Genomic DNA, 21,037 nt, shown 5'->3' with positions numbered 1-21,037 from the left:
TCCTTAGTTTCCTTGCGGCAATCCGTTCAGCTCGGCCTGGGTGTTTTCAGGCGACACCAGCAGAGTAATTTCCACACGGCGGTTACGGGCGCGGTTTTCAGGCGTCGTGTTCGGCGCCACCGGGTTAATCTCGCCCCGCCCTTCCGCCTTCACGCGGCCAGGCTGGGAGAGGCTCTCCTGCAGCATTTTCTGCACCGAGCGGGCGCGTTCCAGAGAGAGTTCATAGTTAGAGGCAAAGCGCGCGCTGCGGATCGGCACGTTGTCGCTGTAGCCCACCACCAGAATTTTGCCGCTGACGTTATTCATCGCCTGCGCAATGCGGTTGATGACCGGCTCATAGCGATCGCGTACGACGGTAGAGGCAGAGGCAAACAGCCCGTCGCCCTTCAGGATCACGACGCTGCGGTCCGCTTCGTCTTTCACCGCGACGAGGCCAGCCTCGATTTCAGGCTTCAGGAAGCCGCGCAGGTTCAGCACCGCCGGTAGCTGACGGGCCGGTTGCTGAATCGTGGTTTCCGGCAGCTGGGACTGGTAAATCTTCGCCAGCACCGGGTTGGTGTTATCGCCAAGACGCCAGTTAAGCACGATATAAAACAGACAGGCGATAAACCCGGCCAGCGCCACGCAGGCCCACAGGGGAACCATTGGCCGCCAGAGCTTGCGCAGCACCGGACGATCTTCCGGGTGGGGAGAAAGCGCTGGCGGATAGCTGCCGCGCACGCCGCGGATCATCTGCCACAGGCGCTGTTTGATGGTTTCAAGCTGGGTGCGGCCATTGTCCAGCACCCGATAGCGGCCTTCAAAGCCCAGCAGCAGGCAGAAGTTGATCATCTCCAGCAGCAGAATATGCTCGCGCGGGTTCTGCGACAGGCGCGCGAGCAGCTGGAAGAACTTCTCCCCGCCCCAGGTTTCGTTATGGAACGTCACCAGCAGGCCGTTGCTTGACCAGACGCCGCTGCTGCCCCACGGGGTGAGCGCGGCGGCCTCATCGAGGGCCGTACACAGGCAGTAGCGTGCCCCGACGATCACTTCGTAGGGCAGCCCCGCCTGCTGACAGCGGACTTCGAAACGGCGAATCTCATCGATCAGGCGCTGGCGGAGCGCCACCTGATCGTCATGCGACACCGAATGACGGATCTGCGGAATCGCGTTGAGCAGCGGATTGGCGGCCGCCACCAGCTGATTGTTGCTACTGGCTCCGGTAAACGCGGCATCGCTGCCGGTGTCCTGTCGTTCCTGCATATTAAGCGCTCGCTTTATTATTCTGTCGGGCTACGGATGGCCCAAAACTCCATATCCAGCCCCGGGAACTCCCCTGCAAGGTGCAGGGCGAATGCGCCGGACTTATCCATCTCGTGCCACAGCTCGCTGCCCTTCTCCAGTTCAAAGTAGCTGTAGCCGGCATGCCACGGGATCTGCGGCGGCGCGACAGGCATGGCGCGCAGCATAATGCCCGGCAGCTGCAGCTGAACCAGATCGCGGATTTTCGACACCGGTGCGACCTTCATCTGCGCCGGGAAATGGGTTTGCAGATGTTCGCCCGGCACATTGGCCTTGACGGCCAGCACGAAGCCAAACTCGCGCACCATGCTGGTTTCAGGCACCGTGGCGATGTTCAGGCCGTGAGAGCGCTCGTTAAGCGGCAGCTGAATCGCGTGATCTTCCATCACCAGCGACAGCCCCTGACGCAGCATCAGCATCAGCTTGCTGAAGCAGTTTGCCAGATCGTCATGATCGTAAATCGGCAGCACGCTTTCGGCGGCGCGCTGAGAGGTCCAGGTGGCGAGTTCGGTCGCGAACGGCAGCCAGCTGCGCCAGAGCGTTTCGGGATGCAGCAGAGGGAGGGTTTTTAAATGCGATACCTCGCCCAGATGACGGTTCACCAGCGAAAGCAGCGTAAATTCAATCAGCTCAGAGGTGTTAAAGCGGCCAGGCTGGCGCAAGCGACCGCCAATTTGCTGGCTGCGCTGTACCAGCAGGCCGTGCAGATCGTTGATCATGCTGTAGATCTGCGGGCTGTTGTTGGCGTTCAGCATCGGCGGGATATAGCTGTTGTCGAGCCGAACGTGGTTGTCGTTACGCTTCTCGGTGACAAACGCCACGCCGATGGCGGTCCACTCTGCCGTGAGGTCTTTTTCCAGCATCAGGGTCAGACGCAGGCGGCCAAACTGGACGGTAGCATCCCCCACCGACATGGCGTTATCGTCTTCTACCTCCTGCTCGAAGGCGACGAAGCGCGCCAGCGAGGACGACTCTTCGCTAAAAATCACCTCTTCTCTCTCGCCGCGACGAACCGGCAGCGCGAGCACCACCTTTTCGTTGGTGAGATTGTCAGGGATGCTGAGCGGCACAGGGCCGTTGCGCCCGTTACGCACCTGGAAGAAGGTGCCGTCCGGCAGCAGGCCGCTGCAGTAGCTCAGGGCAATGCATCCCTGACGAAGCATCGCTTCATCCAGTTCAACGTCAAGAAAACCCCAGAGATATGACCGCTGTAGCGCACCCCATTCACGAACATGGTTGAGCAGATAGCTTTCAGTCCGCTGAAAATGGTGTGGACGCAGGAACATGCCTTCGGTCCAGACGACCTTTTCTGCTTTCGTCATGATGATGTGTTTCCTGTTTTGAAGCGCGTTACTGGCTGATGACCCGAATGCCGTTCACGTCGAGAAAAACGTTGGCCTGGAGCTCATCTGCGGACCCTTTCCAGAACTGGTAGATATGATTTTCGCCAGGCACGGGCAGAGGGAGTGAAACGCGCCATTTTTTGCCATCCAGCATCTGATACTCCGCCATCACGCCGATATAGCGGGCTTCCGGAGAGCTTTGCCCGCTGAGGGTTTTTGACAGCTGTCCCGGCATCAGGAAGAACACATCGCTGTTCAGCAGATTCGCGCCAAGCGTGGCTGACGCGTTGTTCTGCAGCGAATAGAAGTCGCTGGACATGAAATCCGCATCGGATTTCAGCAACAGCACCCGGACCTTAAGCGGCGCAGAGTCGTTGATTTGTGGATGAGCCTGAAACTGCAGATTGTAGCGGGAGGGGTCGCTGTGTGAAGACGACGTACAGCCACTGACAAGGGCGAAAATCACCGCGTAAAAGAATAACCACAGCTTATGAAAATTTTTATGATTCATAAAAATGCGCTCATGAAAGCCGTTTAGTTCAGGATCCAGGTACCGTTAGCGCTGTCTTTGCAGGCCTTGCTGTTGCCATCGACGTCGACGCAGGTCGCTTTTTTACGTGCCTTCGGACGAATAGCCTGTTTACGCACGGCAGCGTCGTACTGGTCAGCTTTGATCACGGCGCGCATCGGGACGTAACCAATCAGCTGTTCATTACCTTCATCGGCAAGCGCCATCCAGTAGTGTTCAACCTGCCCCAGCACCACGTAGGTTTTTCCGGTCTCAAGATTACGGATAACTTTCCCGCCGAAGTCAGGTCGACTCATCAGGGAGGCCGGGTACATAGCGCGATAAGGCTCGTTGACCGGCGTGAACTCCGCTGGCGGGGTAACGGCGTGACGGTGGGTTAAGGTGACGCCGTTGACCTGGCTGGTCTCGATCGTATCGTCGTTGATTACAGGTTTCTGCGGCGCTTTACAGCCCGCCACCGCCATTACAAACAGAAGTGAAAACAGTACGCGCATTTTCATATGCTTTTCCGTAGCGATATTTCGATGATGAAGATAAGGGGGTGAAGTTTGACTTAAGTGCTATTGTTAAAATAGCCAGGATATTTTCAGGGCGTGACTATTTTAAGGGCATAGCTACCGCACGAGCCCTTCAGAATAAGGCCCAGCGTCTTCCTGACATATTTTGACAAACGGTAAACAAGTTTACATGAGCTCCGCTTCAATTCAATATTTACCGTTACGTAACTGTTGGTAAATGAAGCAGTCGCGAAATTATAGGATTAATCTTACTAAAAAACCCGACGCGGCCTACACTCTCTTATTTACCCACCATAAGACCATGCAATGCATTGTTTTAAAATAAAAAAAGCGCAAAAGAGAACCACTTTCATTAACGCAATAACGCTATTATGACCACTACCATAATTAGTAGAATTCACGTTTTAGTGATAACGGATGAATAGAGCAACAATGAATTATTTGTTGCACTAACAGGGTATCTTTAATATTCCGCGCAATTCGCTGTCCGAATGGAAATATTTCACTTATGTGGCGCGACGTTAATTTCACGCCGCAAAATAACTCTTTATTTCACGAAGTGATAATTACCCACTCTGGCATAAATTATACGCATTAATCATTAAGCCGCAGTTAACCTTTCCGGCACTGTGGCCAGCGAAAAATGCACGCCATCGCCCGCCAGGCGTGAGCAGCGTTTATCCTCCCCACCCTCAGGCTTCATTCGAAGTTTTATTGGTGCTACATCTTTTCCTGCTCACGCCATCTATCTCGCCTACCGGGCAATAGATAAGATTTATTATTCAAATGATAAAAAATCGTTATAATTTCTTTAAATATTTAATCACCGGAACGGGTAACACACTGTAATAGAAACATTTTAAGAAAAAGCCTTTTCACGCAACGCGTGCAATCGGCCATCCGGCCGTCATTGCTTTCGCTTATCGTTATCTGCAGTGCGCTATCCGTTCAGACGCTGTGTGACCGAACAAATCAGGAGTGGGTATGAACAAAAAGAGACGCTCGGTGCCGGGCATCAGACACTATGACGGTCCTGCCGGCGGCTGGGGCGCGTTAAAAGCGACGGCCATCGCGGTACGTACCCAAATGGATACCCTTGACGCTCCCGCGACGCTGCTGCGTACTAACCAGCCTGACGGCTTCGACTGCCCGGGCTGCGCGTGGCCCGATAAAGAACACAAATCGACCTTCCAGTTCTGCGAGAACGGCGCCAAAGCGGTGACCTGGGAAGCGACCAGCAAGCGCGTTACCCCCGCGTTTCTGGCAGAAAACAGCGTCTCCTCGCTGCTGGCAAAATCGGACTTTGAGCTGGAAGGGTACGGCCGGCTGACGCATCCCCTGCGCTATGACCGGGCAAGCGATACCTTCCGGCCGGTCGACTGGGACGAGGCGTTCCAGCACATCGGCGAAGTGTTGCGCGGGCTCGAGCCGGATCGGGTCGAGTTCTATACCTCCGGGCGCGCCTCTAACGAAGCGGCGTATCTGTTCCAGCTGTTCGCGCGCGAATACGGCACCAACAACTTCCCCGACTGCTCGAACATGTGTCACGAGGCCACCAGCGTCGGCTTGCCCCGTTCGATTGGCATCGGGAAAGGAACCGTCTCGCTGGACGACTTCGACAAGACGGAGCTGGTGATCTCCATCGGCCATAACCCCGGCACGAACCATCCGCGCATGATGGGCACGCTCCACGAGCTGGCGCGCCGCAACGTGCCGATTATCGTCTTTAACCCGCTGCGCGAACGCGCGCTCGAACGCTTCGCCGATCCGCAAAGCGTGATTGAAATGGCGACCTACAGTTCCACCGACATCGCCTCAACCTACTTCCAGGTGAAGGCCGGAGGCGATGCCGCCGCGCTGAAAGGCATTGCCAAACATCTGCTGGAGATGGAGGCCGAACGCGGTGACGTGCTGGATCGCGCCTTTATTGCCGAGCACACCCAGGGCATTGAGGACTTCTCCGCCGATATCGCGCAGACCCGCTGGGACGAGATCGAGCGCGAATCGGGTCTGAGCCAGTCGGCGCTCAAGGCGGTAGCCGAGGCGTATGCGAAATCGAATGCCACCATCATTACTTACGGAATGGGGATTACCCAGCACAATAAAGGTACGGCAAACGTCCGCCTGATCGCCGACCTGCTGCTGCTGCGCGGCAATATCGGCAAGCCCGGCGCGGGTATCTGCCCCCTGCGCGGCCATTCGAACGTTCAGGGGAACCGCACCGTCGGAATTAGCGAGAAGCCTACGCCGGCTTTTCTGAACCGTCTGAAAGACGTGTTCGGCTTTGAGCCGCCGTCTCACCACGGCCACGATGCGGTGCAGGCCACACAGGCGATGATCGACGGCCGCGCGAAGGCGCTTATCTGCCTCGGCGGTAATTTTGCGGTGGCGATGCCCGATCACGAGCGGGGCTTCCCGGCGATGGGCAACCTGGATTTAAGCGTCCACGTCGGCACCAAGCTGAACCGAACCCATCTGCTGGTGGGCAAGGAGACTTTTATTTTTCCGTGCCTTGGGCGCACGGAGCTGGATATTCAGGCCACCGGGCGTCAGTCTATTACCGTCGAAGACTCGATGTCGATGGTGCATGCCTCATCCGGCAAGCTGAAGCCCGCCTCGCCGCTGCTCCGTTCGGAACCCGCTATCGTCGCCGGCATGGCGAAAGCGACCCTGACGGAAACCCGCGTGGACTGGCTGACGCTGGTTGAGGATTACGACCGCATTCGCGAGCTGATCGAGCAGACCATTCCGGGCTTCGAGCACTACAATGCGCGGATCCGCGTGCCCGGCGGCTTCCGTATGCCGCTGCCGCCGACGCAGCGAATCTGGCCGACGGCGACGGGCAAAGCGATGTTCTCGGTGTTCGACGGCGTGCACGAAAACGCCAGCGGTGAAGGTGAGCACGTTCTGCGCCTGATCACCCTGCGCAGCCACGACCAGTACAACACCACCATTTACGCCCTGGACGACCGCTACCGCGGCGTTTTTGGCCGCCGCGACGTGCTGTTTATGAACGAAGAGGACATGGCGCAGTCAGGGCTGGAGCACGGCGACCGCGTGGATATCGAAACCGCCCTCCCCGGCAGCGTTCAGCGCCTGAACGACATTACCGTGGTGGCGTACAGCATCGCGCCGGGCACCGTCGGCGCCTATTATCCGGAGGCCAACGTGCTGGTACCGCTTGATTATCTGGACAAGGACAGCGGCACGCCGTCGTATAAATCCGTTCCGGTTCGCATCACGCTGCGCTCGAAAGAGATCCGCATGCTGTAGGGCTGCGCGCGCGTAAAAAAGATGGATATTAAACAGTTAAAATATTTAATCGCGCTCGACGAGACCCGCCATTTTGGCAAGGCGGCCTCGCAGTGTAACATCACCCAGCCGACCCTCTCCATGCGCATCCGCAGCCTGGAAGAGGAGCTGGGGCTGGTGCTGATTGCGCGCGGGCAGCGCTTTGAAGGGTTTACGCCGGAGGGAGAGCGCATCCTCGCGTGGGCGCGCGCTCTGCTGGCGGCGCACGACGGGCTACAGGCGGAGGCCGCGCTGTGCAAAGGCCAGGTGGTGGGCGAACTCCGTCTGGGGATGGTGCCGCTGGCGAGCGTCGATCCGATGATTTTTATTCGCCTGCTGACGCAAAAATACCCGGAGCTGACCTACAGCCTCTACGCCATGTCCTCGGCGCAGATTGCCGACGGCGTCAGCCGCAATCAGCTGGAGCTGGGCATTTGCTATCTCAACAGCGTCGACACCAGCCTGTTCGATATTATCCAGCTTCCCAAAACGAAGATGGGCCTGCTGCACGACACTCGCCACTTCCGGCTCGCTCGGGAGAGCTTGACCTGGCAGGACCTGACGGATTTTCCGCTGGGATTTCTGACCAAAGGGATGCACTACCGGGCCCACGTGGAGGCCAGCCTTAACGCGGCAGGCATTGAACCAACCTCCGTTTTCGAGAGCGACTCCACGTTCCAGATCATTCAGGCAGTGCAGAGCGGCGTGTGCTGCGCCGTCATGCCCCTGAACAACGGCCTGGAGGATCTGAACAGCCATTTCAGGATTATCCCCATCGCCGACGCGAACATTGACGCGCCTGTCGGCCTGATTATGCGCAGGCAGAAACCGGTCTCCTCCCTGGCGCTGCGCTGTTTTAACGACGCGCGGGAGATTTATCACGCCAGCAATGAGGCGTAGGCCTGACGCGTCACCGCGCTAAAGCCGTTGATGAGCACCGCGTCGCAGACGGCCCGGTGTTCCGGCGAGCTCACCAGCGCGTGAAGCGCATCGCGAAGGGCGTTAAGCATGTCAGGATGTGTATTAGACGACGTGATCAGCGGCAGTCCCGGCGTCAATGGCGTATGGTCAATGACCGCCAGCCCCGCAAGCCGTTCCGGCTCGTGGCGCTGCAGCAGCGCCCAGGTGACGCAGTCGATGGCCGCGATATCCCCCGCCCCGCGTTTGACGTCAATCAGCGACCGGCGATGGCTGCCGCTAAAGGACGTTTGCGCGAAAAACGGACCGTCAGCCGCCAGAGGCGCGACTTTTTTTCGCAGCGCATTGTAGCCGGACTGCGAGTCAGGAGAGTTACAGACCGCCCGACGGCCGCGAAAATCCGCCAGCGTGAGGTGCCGATCCTCCTCGCGCACCGCCAGAAAGCTGCGGTACCGGAACCCTTCGCAGCCCGGTGCCAGATAGTGAAAACAGCCGACCACCTGCACGTCCGGGAGCTGCGTGACCAGCGGGTAGCCGCATGTCTGGCTGAGGACAAGCCCAGGCTGCTGCCAGTGGGCCAGCAGGTCAGATTCCGGCCAGCCGGGGTCGCCGTCGACGGACACGCCCCGCGCGGCCAGTAACCCCTTAACCGCCAGCCAGAGCGCGCGGGTGTCGGCGCGATCCACCGCGTACATGGGAAACGCCAGCAGATTATTCATACCCCTCCCCCTGTTGCTTTCCGGGATGAACGGTGACGTCGACGGGCCTGACCCAGAACTGACGCAGCCACTCACCGTAGCCCCTGACGAGAAAACCGTGGTTGCGCAGCTGGTACGCCTCCCGATTTTGCTGGTAGATCGCCTTCAGCCCGTACCACGGAACGCCGGGTAAATCGTGATGAACTGAATGGTAGTTGAGATTTAAAAACAGTACCCGCCAGAACAGCCCGGCCTCGTTAATGACGGAGCGCGCGAGCGGATCGTCCGCCGCGCGATGTTCGAAAAAGGAGCGGACCTTGGTCAGCGCCAGCGCCGGATAGCTGACCGCCAGCACGAACCAGACGGGTGAAAAACCGGTATGCGTCATCCAGGCGAAGAGCGCCGCCAGCAGCAGCCCGTGAACCAGCCACATGCACATGGCCCGCAGGCGTAGATGGCGAAATGCCGCCGCGGCGCTGCCCAGCGTCTGAAGGATATCCAGCAGCGGCGCCAGCATCAGCCGCCCGGGGAAGGTGTTTCGGGCGTGAATGACGCGTTTCTGCCACGCGGAAAAACGCGCCCAGCTCTCGTCGGTAAAATAGTACGACTCCGGATCATCCACCGGATGGGTCAGGCTATGGTGCCGATGATGGGCGAGATGGGAGTCCCGGTACAGGCCATACGGATACCAGACCGCCAGCGGAAGCGTGCCGAAAAGCTGGTTGAGCCAGGCAAAACGCGTGGGGTGCCCGTGGATCAGCTCATGCTGCAGGGACATATACCAGGCGGTAAATCCGATCAGCAGCAGCGTGGCGGGCAGCAGGCCAAGCGTTTGCCAGAACGCCAGCGCGGCAAACCAGCCTGCATAAATAGTGATGATTAACAGCCACGTGGGCAGTTCGCTCCGCCATAAAAAGCCCGATGCGAGGTGGCGGATGCGTTCGCGCTGTTGCGGATGTAAATAGAGAGAGCTTCGTTGACCCATTCCTTCAGACGCCGTTTCGCCAGAGACAGTGCCCCTGACGATCGGGGATAACGCCTGAAATAACAAAGAACTTAAATCGCTTTGCTTTGCCAGAAACAGAGGCGCACGCGCCGCTTGACTTATTCTGTGATAAAGGTACTTTTCAGGACATGAAGAAGATCCTGATTATCGTTCCCGACGGCGGCATGCTGTTTGAGGCCGCCGGTATCGCCGACATTCTGATGCAGGCCAACCGGCTGCATCCGGAAGGGCTTGCGCAGCCCCGCTACCGGATTATCATCGCCACTACGCAGCCTCACCAGGTGATCCACGGCCAGTCCGGCCTTAACCTGCTGGCGGATTACCGCCTGCCGGAGCTGGATCCGCGCGAGCCGCTGGACACCATTATCATCACCGGACGCGGGATGAACGAGCAGGAGAGCACGGCGGTGGTGGACTGGCTGCACCTCGCTGCACCGCACGCCCGGCGCGTCGCCTCTATCTGCGGCGGCGCGATGCTGCTGGCCCAGACCGGCCTGCTGGACGGGCGGCGCGCAACGACCCACTGGCGGCTGCTGGAGACGATGCAGGCAGAGTACCCGTCAATCCGCGTCGAAGGCGGTCCGCTGTATATTCAGGATGGCCCCATCTGGACCTCCGGCGGCGTGAGCTCCGGGTTCGACCTGACCCTGGCGCTGGTGGAAGACGACTACGGATTTACCCTCGCCCGCGACGTGGCGCAGGATATGGTGATGTACCTGCGCCGTCCCGGCGGCCAGCTGCAGTTCAGCCGCTACAGCCTGCAGCAGCCGGACACATCAGGTCCGATAAGCGAGGTGCAGCGCTTTATCCTGCAGAACCTTACCGCAGACCTGTGCGTGGAAAATCTTGCCGGGAAAGCGGCGATGAGCCCGCGCAATTTCACCCGCGTGTTTACCCGCGACGCGGGCGTCTCTCCGGCCCGCTACGTAACCGAAGCGCGTCTGGCCGCCGCCCGCCAGCTGCTTGAGCAGACGCAAGATCCCCTTGAGCGCGTGGCGGAGCAAAGCGGATTTGGCACCAGCATTAATTTGCGACGCATCTTTGAGAAGCAGCTTCACCTCACCCCCGGCGAGTACCGCCAGCGCTTCCACTGCCGCAAGATGGCGTAATCTGATCCTTTTTTGTCGTTTACGCCAACCGGCCAGACGCCTACAGTGACTCCAGACAACAGAGATAAGGAGTGCACCATGGTTAAGGTCGGTATTAACGGTTTCGGCCGTATCGGACGTAATTTCCTGCGCGCGGCGCTGGGTAACCCGGATCTGCAGATTGTGGCCATTAACGATCTGACGGACAGTAAAACCCTCGCCCACCTGCTGAAGCATGATTCCCTTCTGGGTAAATTGCCCGCACCGGTCGAAGCGACAGACGGCGCGCTGCAGGTAGACGGACAGCGGATTGCGGTGTTTAGCGAACGCGACCCGGCGAATATCCCGTGGCGTGACGTCGGCGTTGACGTGGTGATTGAGGCCACCGGCTTCTTTACCGAGCGGGAAAAAGCGGCGGTGCATATCACCCGCGGCGGCGCTAAGCGCGTCATCATTTCCGCCCCCGGGAAGAACGACGACCTGACGATTGTGATGGGCGTCAACCATGACCAGTACGATCCCGCCCGCCACGCGGTGGTGAGCAACGGGAGCTGCACCACGAACGGACTGGCTCCGGCCGCGCAGGTGCTGCATCAGCAGTTCGGGATTGAGCATGGCCTGATGAATACCACCCACGCCTACACCAACAGCCAGGCGCTGCACGATCAGCCGGAAAAAGATCTGCGCGGCGCGCGCGCGGCGGCGCTGTCGATTGTGCCCTACTCCAGCGGCGCGGCAAAAGCGCTGGGCAAAGTGATCCCCTCTCTGGACGGCAAGCTGACCGGGTACTCCCTGCGCGTGCCGGTGCCGGTGGTGTCGATTGTCGACTTAACGGTCACCCTGAGCCGTAACGTCACCGCCGACGAGGTGAATGACGCGTTCCGTCAGGCTGCCGCCAGCGGGCCCCTGAAGGGCATCCTCGGCTATAGCGATGAGCCGCTGGTCTCCAGCGATTACCAGGGCGACCCGCGCTCCTCGATTATCGACGGGCTTTCTACGCTGGTCATTGGCGGGAACATGGTGAAGATCCTGGCGTGGTACGACAACGAGTGGGGCTTCTCTAACCGCCTGGTGGATCTGGCGGTGCTGATGGATAAGAGAGGGCTGTAAGCCTGAAGCCGGGTGGCGCGAACGCGCACCCGGCAAAACATTACTCCGCTTTCACCTTCACACCCATAAACACAATCACCATCGCCGTTACCAGCAGGAAACCGCTGCCCGCGAACACGCCGCTTGCGCCGCTGAGGTCAAATACCGCCCCGCCCCCGGCCGCACCGGCGCTTATCGCCAGCTGAATGGACGCCACCAGCAGTCCCCCCGCACTCTCGGCTTCATCCGGAACGGTGGTTGCAAGCCAGGTTGACCAGCCCACCGGAACCAGACCAAACGCAAAGCCCCACAGGGCGACAAGCAGCCCGTCCAGCATCGCCAGATGACCAAACGCCACCATCATCAGCGCGAGTACGCCCATGCCGAACGGCACGAGGGCTAACGTCAGGCGCAGATTACGGGCCAGCAGATGCCCGGCAATGGAGGTGCCGACAAAGTTAGCAAGCCCAAAGCCCAGCAGGATCAGCGAAATGGTCTCCACGCTCGCCTGCCCCACCGTTTCCAGGAACGGGCGCAGGTAGGTAAAGAAGGCGAAATGGCCGCTGAAGATCAGGATGGTCGCCAGCATGCCGCCGATCATCCCCGGGCGACGCAGCACGCGGAACAGCGTGCTCAGGCTGCCGCTGCTCTCCGGCTTCATGGACGGCAGGACCCAGAGCTGCCACAGCAGCGCCAGCATGCTCGGCAGAATGCAGAGGATAAACACGTTGCGCCAGCCGATAAGGCTGCCCAGATAGCTCCCCAGCGGCGCGGCGACCACCGTGGCAATCGATACGCTGGAAAAGATCACCGCCAGCGCCTTCGGCACTTTATCCGCCGGAACCAGGCGCATCGTCGTGGCCGTCGACATCGCCCAGAATCCCCCGATGGCGACCCCCAGCAGCAGGCGCCCCATCAGCAGGACGTGCAGGTTGGGCGCAAAAGCCACCAGCAGGCTGGAGATGATTTGCAGCACCGAGAAAAACATCAGCACCCAGCGGCGGTCGATGCTTTTGGTCGCAGGCGTTATCAGCAGCCCGGTTACCAGCGCCACCAGCGCGGTGGCGGTGACGGCCTGTCCGGCCATTCCCTCACTGACGCCCAGGCTCGCGGCCATCGGCGTTAACAGACTGGCGGGCAGAAACTCTGCCGTAATTAAACCAAACACCCCCAGCCCCAGGGAATAGACGGCCCGCCAGGCGGGTTTTGCAGGCGTTAACGCCTCGCTCGCCGCGACACATGAATTCATCTGTTTTTATCCCGTTATAAAAATGTGACAACTGTCGCAAAAGCATAGAAGGTTCACCCTGGACGATCTATGACATATAATCTCCACTTATTGATTATTCGTCCGGAGTTGCGCCATGTCCGTACAGTCCCCCGATCTCATCAGCGAACTTTTACGCGGCATGCGCCTGTCAGGCGTGAAATATCGGCGAATCGAAGCCAGCGCGCCGTTTGGCGTCGCGTTCCATCAGGCGCCGGGCAAGGCGCAGTTCCATTTTGTGAGCCACGGCAGCGCCCTGCTGCGAATGGAGAGCGGCGCGACGTTCGAACTGGGCGGCGGTGACGCCCTCTTTATTCCCGGCGGGAATTCCCATGCCCTGCTCTCTGACGAGCAGGCAACCATTACTCCTGTCAATGCCTTCCCGAGCGAGCCGATCTGCAGCTCGGTCTGTGCCATCACCTGCGAGCCCTGCCCGGAAAGCGAGAACACCCTCATCTTTAGCGGATGCATGGATTTTGAACTCGGCGGAATGCAGCCGCTGATCAAGGCGATGCCGGAGGTGATGATGGTCAGCCGGCTGATGTCCACCTGGCCGGAAATTCATCCGCTGCTGGCGGCGATGGAGCGGGAATCCGCGGCGCGTCAGGCCGGGTATGCCGGGATACTTGCGCGGCTGGCCGACGTGGTGGCGGCGTTAATCGTGCGCGGCTGGGTTGAAGGCGGCTGTGGTAAGGCCACCGGCTGGGTGCAGGTCCTGCGCGATCCGCGCCTGAGCCGGGCCATTTACGCCATGCACCAGCAGCCTGGCCTGAACTGGAGCGTGGCGGATCTGGCAAAAGAAGCGGGCACGTCGCGCTCCGTGTTCGCCGAACGGTTTCTGGCCGCGACGGGGACGACGCCGGCAAAATATCTCAGCGAGCTCAGAATGCGGCTGGCGATTCAGTATATTCGTCATGAAAATCAGCCGATTGAAACCGTCGCCCTGCGGCTGGGCTACGGCTCTCTGGCGGCGTTTAGCCGGGCATTTAAGCGTATTATTGGGCATGCGCCGGGCACGCTGAGGGAAGCCAGCCAGACCCCGGAAGAGGTCTGACCGGCTGGCTGGCATCAGAAGTAGTATTTAAAGCGCACGCGGCCACCGTAGCGATCGTCGTTTTTATTGTCGCCCTCTTTCGGGGATGCATTGACCCATGACGCATACGCGCCCAGATAGATGTTGAAGTTTTTCATCTTCATGACGTTCGGGATCAGGTACGAGGTATGAATTGTATGGATGTCATACTCGCCCGGGTCGGTTATCCAGCAGTCGTTTTCACACTCGGCGTCAAAGGTTGAGGTATTAAACTCGTCGATTTCGTTATGGGCGTAGATATAGCCCAGCTCAAAATTACGCCAGAGGGCATTGATGCCTGAGGTAAAGTCGGTTTCGCCCGTTGCGTCCAGATAAGCCGTGTTGAGATTCACGACCACCCCATCCTCCGGATCGGTTTTGAGCCCGTCCCAAGTCATCGTGAACCCGTAGCCGGTGCGATCGGATTGATCTACCCATCGCCCGGCGGCGTCGCGATAGCCATAGGCGTTGTTGACCAGGTTGGTCTCCATGGCAACCGCGCTGGAAAACGGCCCGTTTTGCCACGAGATGACCGGGCGCACGTAGGCTACATTTTTGTCGTTCTCAAGTTCAGCACCGTGATAACGCTGGTCGACATACAAATCGCTGCCGTCTTTGAGCAGGGTATTCAGCTCAAAATACCAGTTATCCAGCGTCTTGCTCATCAGGAAGTTGCCCCCGCTGTCGGCTCGCCCACGCCCCTCTTTCAGCATATAGATATAGCCATAGCCGTCGCTGTAAAGATCGTCTGCGGTATTCCCGGAGTATTCCACAAACGTATCCTGATTGAGCGGGAACATGTCATAGGCCTCAAAGCGTCCGACTTTAATTTCCCAGTCATTCTCGGTGCCGAAGAAAAATACCGCATCATCCAGATACATTTTCCCGGCGAGGTCGCCGAGCGGCTGGACGGAGAACCCGGCAAAATTGCCGTTATCCATTTTACGATAGCCGTCAAAGCCTAATAAAATACGCCCGTTAATATCCCAGCGCTCTTTATCTCCCGGCGCCCAGTCGCTATTAGCACTTTGCTTAACAGACGTGAGGCTACCTGTTTTACTGGCGGCATCCATATTAAATTCGACATCACCATAAAATTTAATATCACCATACCCTGAGAGCGTCAGTTTTGGCGGAGCGGTTTTGCTCACCGGCTCTTCCGACTGCACCACTACCGCTGGCGCCGCCTGCGCTGCGGCGGCCTGCTGCTGTTTAAGCTCCTGAATTTGCGCTTCCAGTTGCGCCAGCTTTTCTTCCACGTTCATTGAGGGTTGTGCTGCAAAAAGTGCGCCGGAGTAGAATGCGCTTATCAGAATTACCGTTTTCTTTAATTGCATAGAATCCATCCTGATTATAAAAGTGAATACCCAAATATAGAGCCCAGCCATTTCCACAAAATACCCTCAGCGGTACTATTCTGTTTTTTCACAACGTAATTATGATTTTTAACTTGTGTGATCGGCGCAGAGAAAAGCTGCAGTAATGAAGGGAATAAAGACCACCCACCTCACACTCTTTTTTCATTGGTGATATTTATATTTTAACGTGAAATATATATGATTATTTAACGGTATAATTCTTTTAATTCCATTTACACAACAAATTCCTCCCAAACAGACTGGACGGGCGAAGCGGTAAATTGTCTGGTTCTGCGCAAAATGGGATATTGAACACGCGAAGCGGTCGATATTCGTCTAAGGTTTTCAGGTGATTGATAACAGCGGTTACGCTGCTCAGCGAATACAGGAGACGAACAGATGTTAACACCTCGTACTTTACGCCCTGCTCTTTTGCACCTCGCGCTGGGAGGCGCGCTGCTCGGTGCGACGACATTAAGTTATGCTGATGAACAGCCTGCGTTTCAGAAGAATTCCCCCGATATTTTACTTGGCCCTCTGTTTAGTGATGTGCAAAGTGCCAAGCTGTTTCCCGATCAGAAAACCTTCGCTGATGCCGTCCCCAAAAGCGATCCGCTGATGATTCTGGCGGATTACCGGATGCAGCATACCCAGTCCAGCTTCGATCTGCGCCACTTTGTCGAGATGAACTTCACGCTGCCTGCGGAAGGCGAGAAATATGTTCCGCCCGCAGGACAAAGTTTACGCGAGCATATTGACGACCTCTGGCCCGTACTGACGCGCACCACCGATAAGGCCAGTAATAAATGGGATTCCCTGCTGCCGTTACCGAAGCCTTACGTTGTGCCCGGCGGACGCTTCCGCGAGGTGTACTACTGGGACAGCTATTTCACCATGCTGGGCCTGGCGGAGAGCGGCCACTGGGATAAAATCAGCGATATGGTGGATAACTTCGCCTACGAGATCGACACCTTCGGCCACATTCCCAACGGCAACCGCAGCTACTACCTGAGCCGCTCCCAGCCGCCGTTTTTCTCCATGATGGTGGAACTGCTGGCGACGCACGACGGCGACGCGCTGAAGAAATATCGCCCGCAGATGGAAAAAGAGTACGCCTACTGGATGGAGGGCGTGGATTCGCTTCAGCCAGGGCAGGCAAACCAGCGCGTGGTGAAGCTGGATGACGGCTCGGTGCTCAATCGCTACTGGGACGATCGCGATACACCGCGCCCGGAGTCCTGGCTTGACGACGTGAATACCGCCAAAAGCAACCCTAACCGTCCCGCGACCGAGATCTACCGCGACCTGCGTTCCGCCGCGGCCTCGGGGTGGGACTTTAGCTCCCGCTGGATGGACGATCCGCAAAAGCTTGGCACCATCCGGACGACCAGCATCGTGCCCGTGGACCTTAACGCCCTGATGTTCAAAATGGAAAAACTGCTGGCGCGGGCAGGCCAGGAGAGCGGTGACGCCGCCAGCGCAAGCAGATACGAGGCGCTGGCCGCCGCCCGTCAGAAAGCCATCGAGAGCCACCTCTGGAATGATAAAGAAGGCTGGTACGCCGATTACGATCTGAAGAGCAAGAAGGTGCGCAATCAGCTCACCGCTGCGGCCCTGTTCCCGCTTTACGTGAAGGCGGCAGCGCAGGATCGCGCCGATAAAGTCGCCGCAGCGACGTCCTCACGCCTGCTGCAGCCGGGCGGAATAGCGACCACCACCGTCAACAGCGGCCAGCAGTGGGATGCGCCAAACGGCTGGGCCCCGCTGCAGTGGGTGGCTGCGGAAGGTCTGCAGAATTACGGGCAAGAGAAGGTCTCAATGGATGTCACCTGGCGCTTCCTGAAGAACGTGCAGCACACTTACGACCGCGAGAAGAAACTGGTTGAGAAATATGACGTGTCGACAACCGGTACGGGCGGCGGCGGCGGCGAGTACCCGCTACAGGACGGCTTCGGCTGGAGCAACGGCGTGACGCTGAAGATGCTGGATCGGGTCTGCCCGAAAGAGAAACCGTGCGACAGCGTGCCGGAAAATCGGCCTGCAGCGAATGATGAGGCGACGCCGGTGAAGGCGACGGCGCAGTAGGTGAGTATTGCCGGGTGGCGGCTGCGCCTTACCCGGCCTACGTTGGATTTGTAGGCCCGGTAAGCGCAGCGCCGCCGGGCAGTCAGAAGCTGTAGCTCGCCCCTAGCTGATACGTCCTGTCACGCCCAATCCAGCAGTTGGTTGCGTCGTAGCAGGTCAGCGTCTCTTTATTAGTGATGTTCTGCATGCTCGCCTTAAGGGTCAGTCCCGCCAGCGAAGGCAGAATTTCGCCCATCCGATACGACGCCGCCAGATCGTACTGGGTGGTGCCGCCCAGTTTCCCCGCATCGTTGGCCGGAGAAATTTCCATCGGGCCGGTGTAGCGCGCGCCCGCCCCCAGCATCAGCCCCTTCAGCGGCGTGTTCTCGAAGGTGTAGTCCCCCCAGAGGTTGAAGGCATTCTCCGGAACCTGCGTTGGGCGTTTACCTTTGTACTTGTCATCTTGCGTATTGATCGCATGGGTGTAGGCATAGTTGGCAATCAGCGTCAGGTTGTCCGTCGGACGGCTGATGGCGGACAGTTCCGCGCCTTTGGATTCCACTTCCCCGGTCTGACGATAGTTCAGGAACCCCGGATCGGAGGTGACAACGTTTTTCTGCCGGATGTTAAACACCGAGGCGGTAAAGGTGGTGGCGTAGTCGGCCAGCAGATATTTTACCCCGCCTTCCACCTGCTTGCTGGTGGTCGGTTTGACCTCTTTCGCCACGAGCGTGCCCTGCGGGGACACCGGCGCAAAACCTTCCGAATAGCTGATAAACGGTGAAATCCCGTTATCGAAGGCGTAAAGCGCGCCCAGGCGTTTGGTGACGCGATCCTGTGATACCCAGGCCTTATCGCCGTTTTGCAGGTAGTTGGTGGTGACGGAGCGGTAATCGTCGTAGCGCAGGCTGCCCAGCAGGTTGAGGCCTCCCCATTCCACCTGGTCCTGCAGGTAATAGCCGTTCTGCTGATAGCTCAGACGGTTTTTCTGGGCGGTATAGAGCCCCAGCGCGCTTTCGCTGATTTGCGAATAGTCAGGATGGCGCATATCCATGCCCGGCGTCGCCGACGCGTAGCGATAGTGGAAGTGGGAGTCCATCTTCTGATAGTCAAACCCGGCCAGCAGATGGTGTTTCCAGTCGCCCAGCGCCACGGTTTTGGTGACCTGGTTATCGACGTTGAAGCTCTTGAGATCTTCATCGGTGGTGTAGGCAAAGCGGTTGAGCTGATAAACCTCACTCCCGGCGCCCGTTGCATAAACGCTGCGCTGATGCGTGTCGACGTCGAAATAGCGCGCCTTCTGGTTAAAGCCCCAGCCGCTGTCGAACTCGTGTTCAAAGCTGTAGCCCAGCATCCACTGGCGCTGCTTAAATCCGCTCCACTCATCGCCGGCGTAATCGCGTTTGCCCGCGTATTTCGAACGCAGGTACGCGAGCGGCAGCGGGTTAGACGGCGTCAGGCTCGGCGAGTTCTGCGCTATTGCATCCAGGGTGAGGCGGGTTTTGCTGTCGGGTTGCCAGGTGACGGACGGGGCAACCAGATAGTTTTCATACCGGGTGGTATGCGGCTGATCGTCATTCTCCGTGGCTTTACCCAGCAGACGGTAGTTCCAGTCGCTATCGGCGATCGGCCCTGTGGAGTCGAGATAGCCCTCTTTCAGGCTGCGGTTACCGGTGTTAAAACCGATTTCGGTTCGCGCTTCCCGCTGCGGTTTTTTACTCTGAATATTCACCAGCCCGCCCGGCGACCCGCCGCCGTAAAGCACCGATGAGGGGCCTTTCAGGATATCAACGCTGTCAATCAACAGCGGATCGATGCGGGCTTTGGTATTGCCGGTGACGTTATAGGGCAGCTGTAGCCCGTTATAGAACTCCTGGTCGACGGTAAAGCCACGAATTTTATATTCGCTCATGTAGGAGGTATTGCCCCGCACCTCGGTCGAGACGCCCGGGACATAGCGCAGGATTTCATTCACGGAATTCGCGTGGCGCTTTTCAATTTCCGGCCCGGAGACGGTGGTGATGACCTGCGGCGTTTTACTTTCAGCAACGGCCGATTTCGTGGCGCTGTTCGTCCAGGCCGGCAGCGCGCTGCCCTGCTCTGAGCCCGTGACGACAATGGTGGATTCTTCGGCGAAGGCCGGGACATGCAAAGCGAGCGTGACGGCGCCTGCCAGGGCGCAAAGCGTAAAACGTGAGGTATTCATAATGTCGTCTTGTTGTTAGATGCAATACGGAACGACAATTATTATCATTTAGATTAACAAAGCAAGACTCAGGCAAAAAAACGGCCCTCCGAAGAGAGCCGTTTACGTCAATTTATGCTCGTCGCAGTAACCTGAATACGCCCAGCACCACAATGGCCCCCACGACAGCGACCAGAAAACTGTGCAGGTCGAAACCACTTATGTTGCCTCCAAAGCCAAACATCGTCGCCAGCCAGCCGCCCACAACCGCACCAACGACCCCGAGGACGCAGGTCAGAATAAAGCCGCCGCCATCGTTTCCCGGCATGATCAGTTTAGCGATAGCGCCAGCAATAAGACCAAAGATAATCCAGGCGATGATACCCATAGCGATGCCCTCTTACAGGTTTAACGCGTGCGCAGAAAACCTTCTGCGCAGCTAACCTAAGTATAGGTCATCGCATGAAAATCATTTTTTCTCACCGACTTATCTTTGCGAAAACAGGCAAAAAAACTCACCGGTTTGTATTAAGTTTCATTGCGGGTTGCCGATAACGCTAAGACAGTCTGTCAATCTATCAAGGAGCCATCCGGCGTGAGTCATTACAGTGAGCAGTTCCTCAAGCAAAATCCGCTGGCTGTATTAGGGGTATTACGCGACCTGCAAAAAGGCGAAGTGCCGCTGCGCATTAGCTGGTCGAATAATCAGTTCATCAGCAAGATCCTTGACGTCTCGCAGGAGCGATTGATTGTCGACCTGGGCAGTCAGGAGTATGAAAACCGCGCGGCCCTAAGAGCCGAGCATATTGCTGTGATGGCCGAAACCCATGGGGCTAAGGTGGAGTTTGTTCTGCCGCGCCTGGAAATGAGCGAATATCAGGGGCTGCCTGCATTTGTGACTCCGCTTCCCGGCAACCTGTGGTTTGTCCAGCGGCGTGAATATTTCCGCATTAGCGCCCCGCTTCATCCGGCCTATTTTTGTAAGGCCAAAATGCCGGACAAAAAAGAGATTCGCTTCCGTCTCTTTGACCTGTCGCTGGGCGGCATGGGCGCGCTGCTGGATACGCCGAAGCCGGACGGGCTGGTGGAAGGCATGCGTTTCACCCAAATTGAACTGGATATGGGCGGCTGGGGTCGCTTTTACTTCGATGCACAGCTGATTGCCATCAGCGAGCGCACGGTGGTGGACAGCAAGAACGAAACGATTACCACGCCGCGTCTGAGCTTCCGTTTCCTGAACGTCGGGCCAGGTGCGGAGCGCGAGCTACAGCGCATTATCTATTCTCTGGAGCGGGAAGCGCGGGAACGCGCCAATAAAGTCCTGTAAAGA

General features: G+C 58.1%; 17 protein-coding genes. 7 read left to right on the top strand and 10 right to left on the bottom strand.

Annotated elements, in window-relative coordinates:
• Window positions 1–3 precede the first annotated feature (3 nt).
• From L6R44_RS01035 to L6R44_RS01020, 4 genes are read right to left on the bottom strand one after another with little or no spacing between them, the layout of a single operon-like run.
• Window positions 4–1,242: a DotU family type VI secretion system protein gene (locus tag L6R44_RS01035; protein WP_237422946.1), complete on the bottom strand. Its 1,239-nt coding sequence runs from the start codon at window positions 1,240–1,242 to the stop codon at window positions 4–6.
• 17 nt (window positions 1,243–1,259) lie between these two features.
• The gene (gene tssK, locus L6R44_RS01030) at window positions 1,260–2,603 is read right to left on the bottom strand and encodes a type VI secretion system baseplate subunit TssK (protein ID WP_237422945.1); all 1,344 of its coding nucleotides are present in this window, start codon (window positions 2,601–2,603) and stop codon (window positions 1,260–1,262) included.
• Between the two features lie 28 nt (window positions 2,604–2,631).
• Window positions 2,632–3,135: a type VI secretion system lipoprotein TssJ gene (gene tssJ / locus L6R44_RS01025; protein ID WP_032641143.1), complete on the bottom strand. Its 504-nt coding sequence runs from the start codon at window positions 3,133–3,135 to the stop codon at window positions 2,632–2,634.
• Between the two features lie 23 nt (window positions 3,136–3,158).
• Window positions 3,159–3,653 (bottom strand): hypothetical protein, encoded by a 495-nt coding sequence (locus tag L6R44_RS01020; protein ID WP_032641145.1) that lies wholly within the window; start codon window positions 3,651–3,653, stop codon window positions 3,159–3,161.
• Window positions 3,654–4,655: 1,002 nt separating this feature from the next.
• On the opposite strand from L6R44_RS01020, the gene L6R44_RS01015 reads away from it, so the two are divergent.
• Both L6R44_RS01015 and L6R44_RS01010 read left to right on the top strand, forming a co-directional pair.
• Window positions 4,656–6,944, top strand: a complete 2,289-nt coding sequence (locus tag L6R44_RS01015) for an FdhF/YdeP family oxidoreductase (RefSeq protein ID WP_237422944.1) — start codon at window positions 4,656–4,658, stop codon at window positions 6,942–6,944.
• Window positions 6,945–6,965: 21 nt separating this feature from the next.
• Window positions 6,966–7,862 (top strand): LysR family transcriptional regulator, encoded by an 897-nt coding sequence (locus L6R44_RS01010; protein WP_237422943.1) that lies wholly within the window; start codon window positions 6,966–6,968, stop codon window positions 7,860–7,862.
• On the opposite strand, the gene L6R44_RS01005 is transcribed toward L6R44_RS01010, so the two are convergent.
• On the bottom strand, window positions 7,841–8,599 hold the full coding sequence (locus tag L6R44_RS01005) for a phosphate/phosphite/phosphonate ABC transporter substrate-binding protein (protein WP_237422942.1): 759 nt from the start codon (window positions 8,597–8,599) through the stop codon (window positions 7,841–7,843). The two genes, L6R44_RS01010 and L6R44_RS01005, sit on opposite strands and share 22 nt — an antisense overlap.
• Complete coding sequence (locus L6R44_RS01000) at window positions 8,592–9,563, bottom strand: fatty acid desaturase (RefSeq protein WP_237422941.1); 972 nt, start codon at window positions 9,561–9,563, stop codon at window positions 8,592–8,594. The genes L6R44_RS01005 and L6R44_RS01000 overlap by 8 nt, the downstream gene beginning before the upstream one ends.
• A gap of 149 nt (window positions 9,564–9,712) precedes the next feature.
• Here L6R44_RS01000 and L6R44_RS00995 point away from each other — a divergent pair, with 149 nt between their 5' ends.
• Window positions 9,713–10,693, top strand: a complete 981-nt coding sequence (locus L6R44_RS00995) for a GlxA family transcriptional regulator (protein WP_237422940.1) — start codon at window positions 9,713–9,715, stop codon at window positions 10,691–10,693.
• A 78-nt stretch (window positions 10,694–10,771) separates the two neighbouring features.
• A complete protein-coding gene (gene gap, locus L6R44_RS00990) occupies window positions 10,772–11,782 on the top strand; it encodes a type I glyceraldehyde-3-phosphate dehydrogenase (protein WP_237422939.1) in 1,011 nt (336 codons plus the stop codon).
• A 40-nt stretch (window positions 11,783–11,822) separates the two neighbouring features.
• On the opposite strand, the gene L6R44_RS00985 is transcribed toward gap, so the two are convergent.
• The gene (locus L6R44_RS00985; RefSeq protein ID WP_237422938.1) at window positions 11,823–13,010 is read right to left on the bottom strand and encodes an MFS transporter; all 1,188 of its coding nucleotides are present in this window, start codon (window positions 13,008–13,010) and stop codon (window positions 11,823–11,825) included.
• Window positions 13,011–13,125: 115 nt separating this feature from the next.
• On the opposite strand from L6R44_RS00985, the gene L6R44_RS00980 reads away from it, so the two are divergent.
• Window positions 13,126–14,082: an AraC family transcriptional regulator gene (locus L6R44_RS00980; protein WP_077064189.1), complete on the top strand. Its 957-nt coding sequence runs from the start codon at window positions 13,126–13,128 to the stop codon at window positions 14,080–14,082.
• 14 nt (window positions 14,083–14,096) lie between these two features.
• Here the strand turns inward: L6R44_RS00980 and L6R44_RS00975 are convergent, their stop codons facing one another.
• Complete coding sequence (locus tag L6R44_RS00975; protein ID WP_237422937.1) at window positions 14,097–15,437, bottom strand: carbohydrate porin; 1,341 nt, start codon at window positions 15,435–15,437, stop codon at window positions 14,097–14,099.
• Window positions 15,438–15,857: 420 nt separating this feature from the next.
• On the opposite strand from L6R44_RS00975, the gene L6R44_RS00970 reads away from it, so the two are divergent.
• A complete protein-coding gene (locus tag L6R44_RS00970; protein WP_237422936.1) occupies window positions 15,858–17,543 on the top strand; it encodes an alpha,alpha-trehalase in 1,686 nt (561 codons plus the stop codon).
• Window positions 17,544–17,625: 82 nt separating this feature from the next.
• Here L6R44_RS00970 and L6R44_RS00965 read toward each other — a convergent pair whose 3' ends face one another.
• Both L6R44_RS00965 and L6R44_RS00960 read right to left on the bottom strand, forming a co-directional pair.
• A complete protein-coding gene (locus L6R44_RS00965) occupies window positions 17,626–19,728 on the bottom strand; it encodes a TonB-dependent siderophore receptor (RefSeq protein WP_237422935.1) in 2,103 nt (700 codons plus the stop codon).
• Window positions 19,729–19,840: 112 nt separating this feature from the next.
• Window positions 19,841–20,095: a GlsB/YeaQ/YmgE family stress response membrane protein gene (locus tag L6R44_RS00960; protein WP_023293926.1), complete on the bottom strand. Its 255-nt coding sequence runs from the start codon at window positions 20,093–20,095 to the stop codon at window positions 19,841–19,843.
• A 207-nt stretch (window positions 20,096–20,302) separates the two neighbouring features.
• Here L6R44_RS00960 and ycgR point away from each other — a divergent pair, with 207 nt between their 5' ends.
• On the top strand, window positions 20,303–21,034 hold the full coding sequence (gene ycgR, locus L6R44_RS00955; protein ID WP_032641179.1) for a flagellar brake protein YcgR: 732 nt from the start codon (window positions 20,303–20,305) through the stop codon (window positions 21,032–21,034).
• The last annotated feature ends 3 nt before the right edge of the window (window positions 21,035–21,037 follow it).

The sequence above is a fragment of the Enterobacter cloacae complex sp. ECC445 genome (genome assembly GCF_021892025.1).
In the GTDB taxonomy this organism is placed as follows: Bacteria; Pseudomonadota; Gammaproteobacteria; order Enterobacterales; family Enterobacteriaceae; genus Enterobacter; species Enterobacter chengduensis.
Note: the sequence above shows the minus strand (reverse complement) of the source record. Positions and strands in the feature narration are given on the sequence as shown.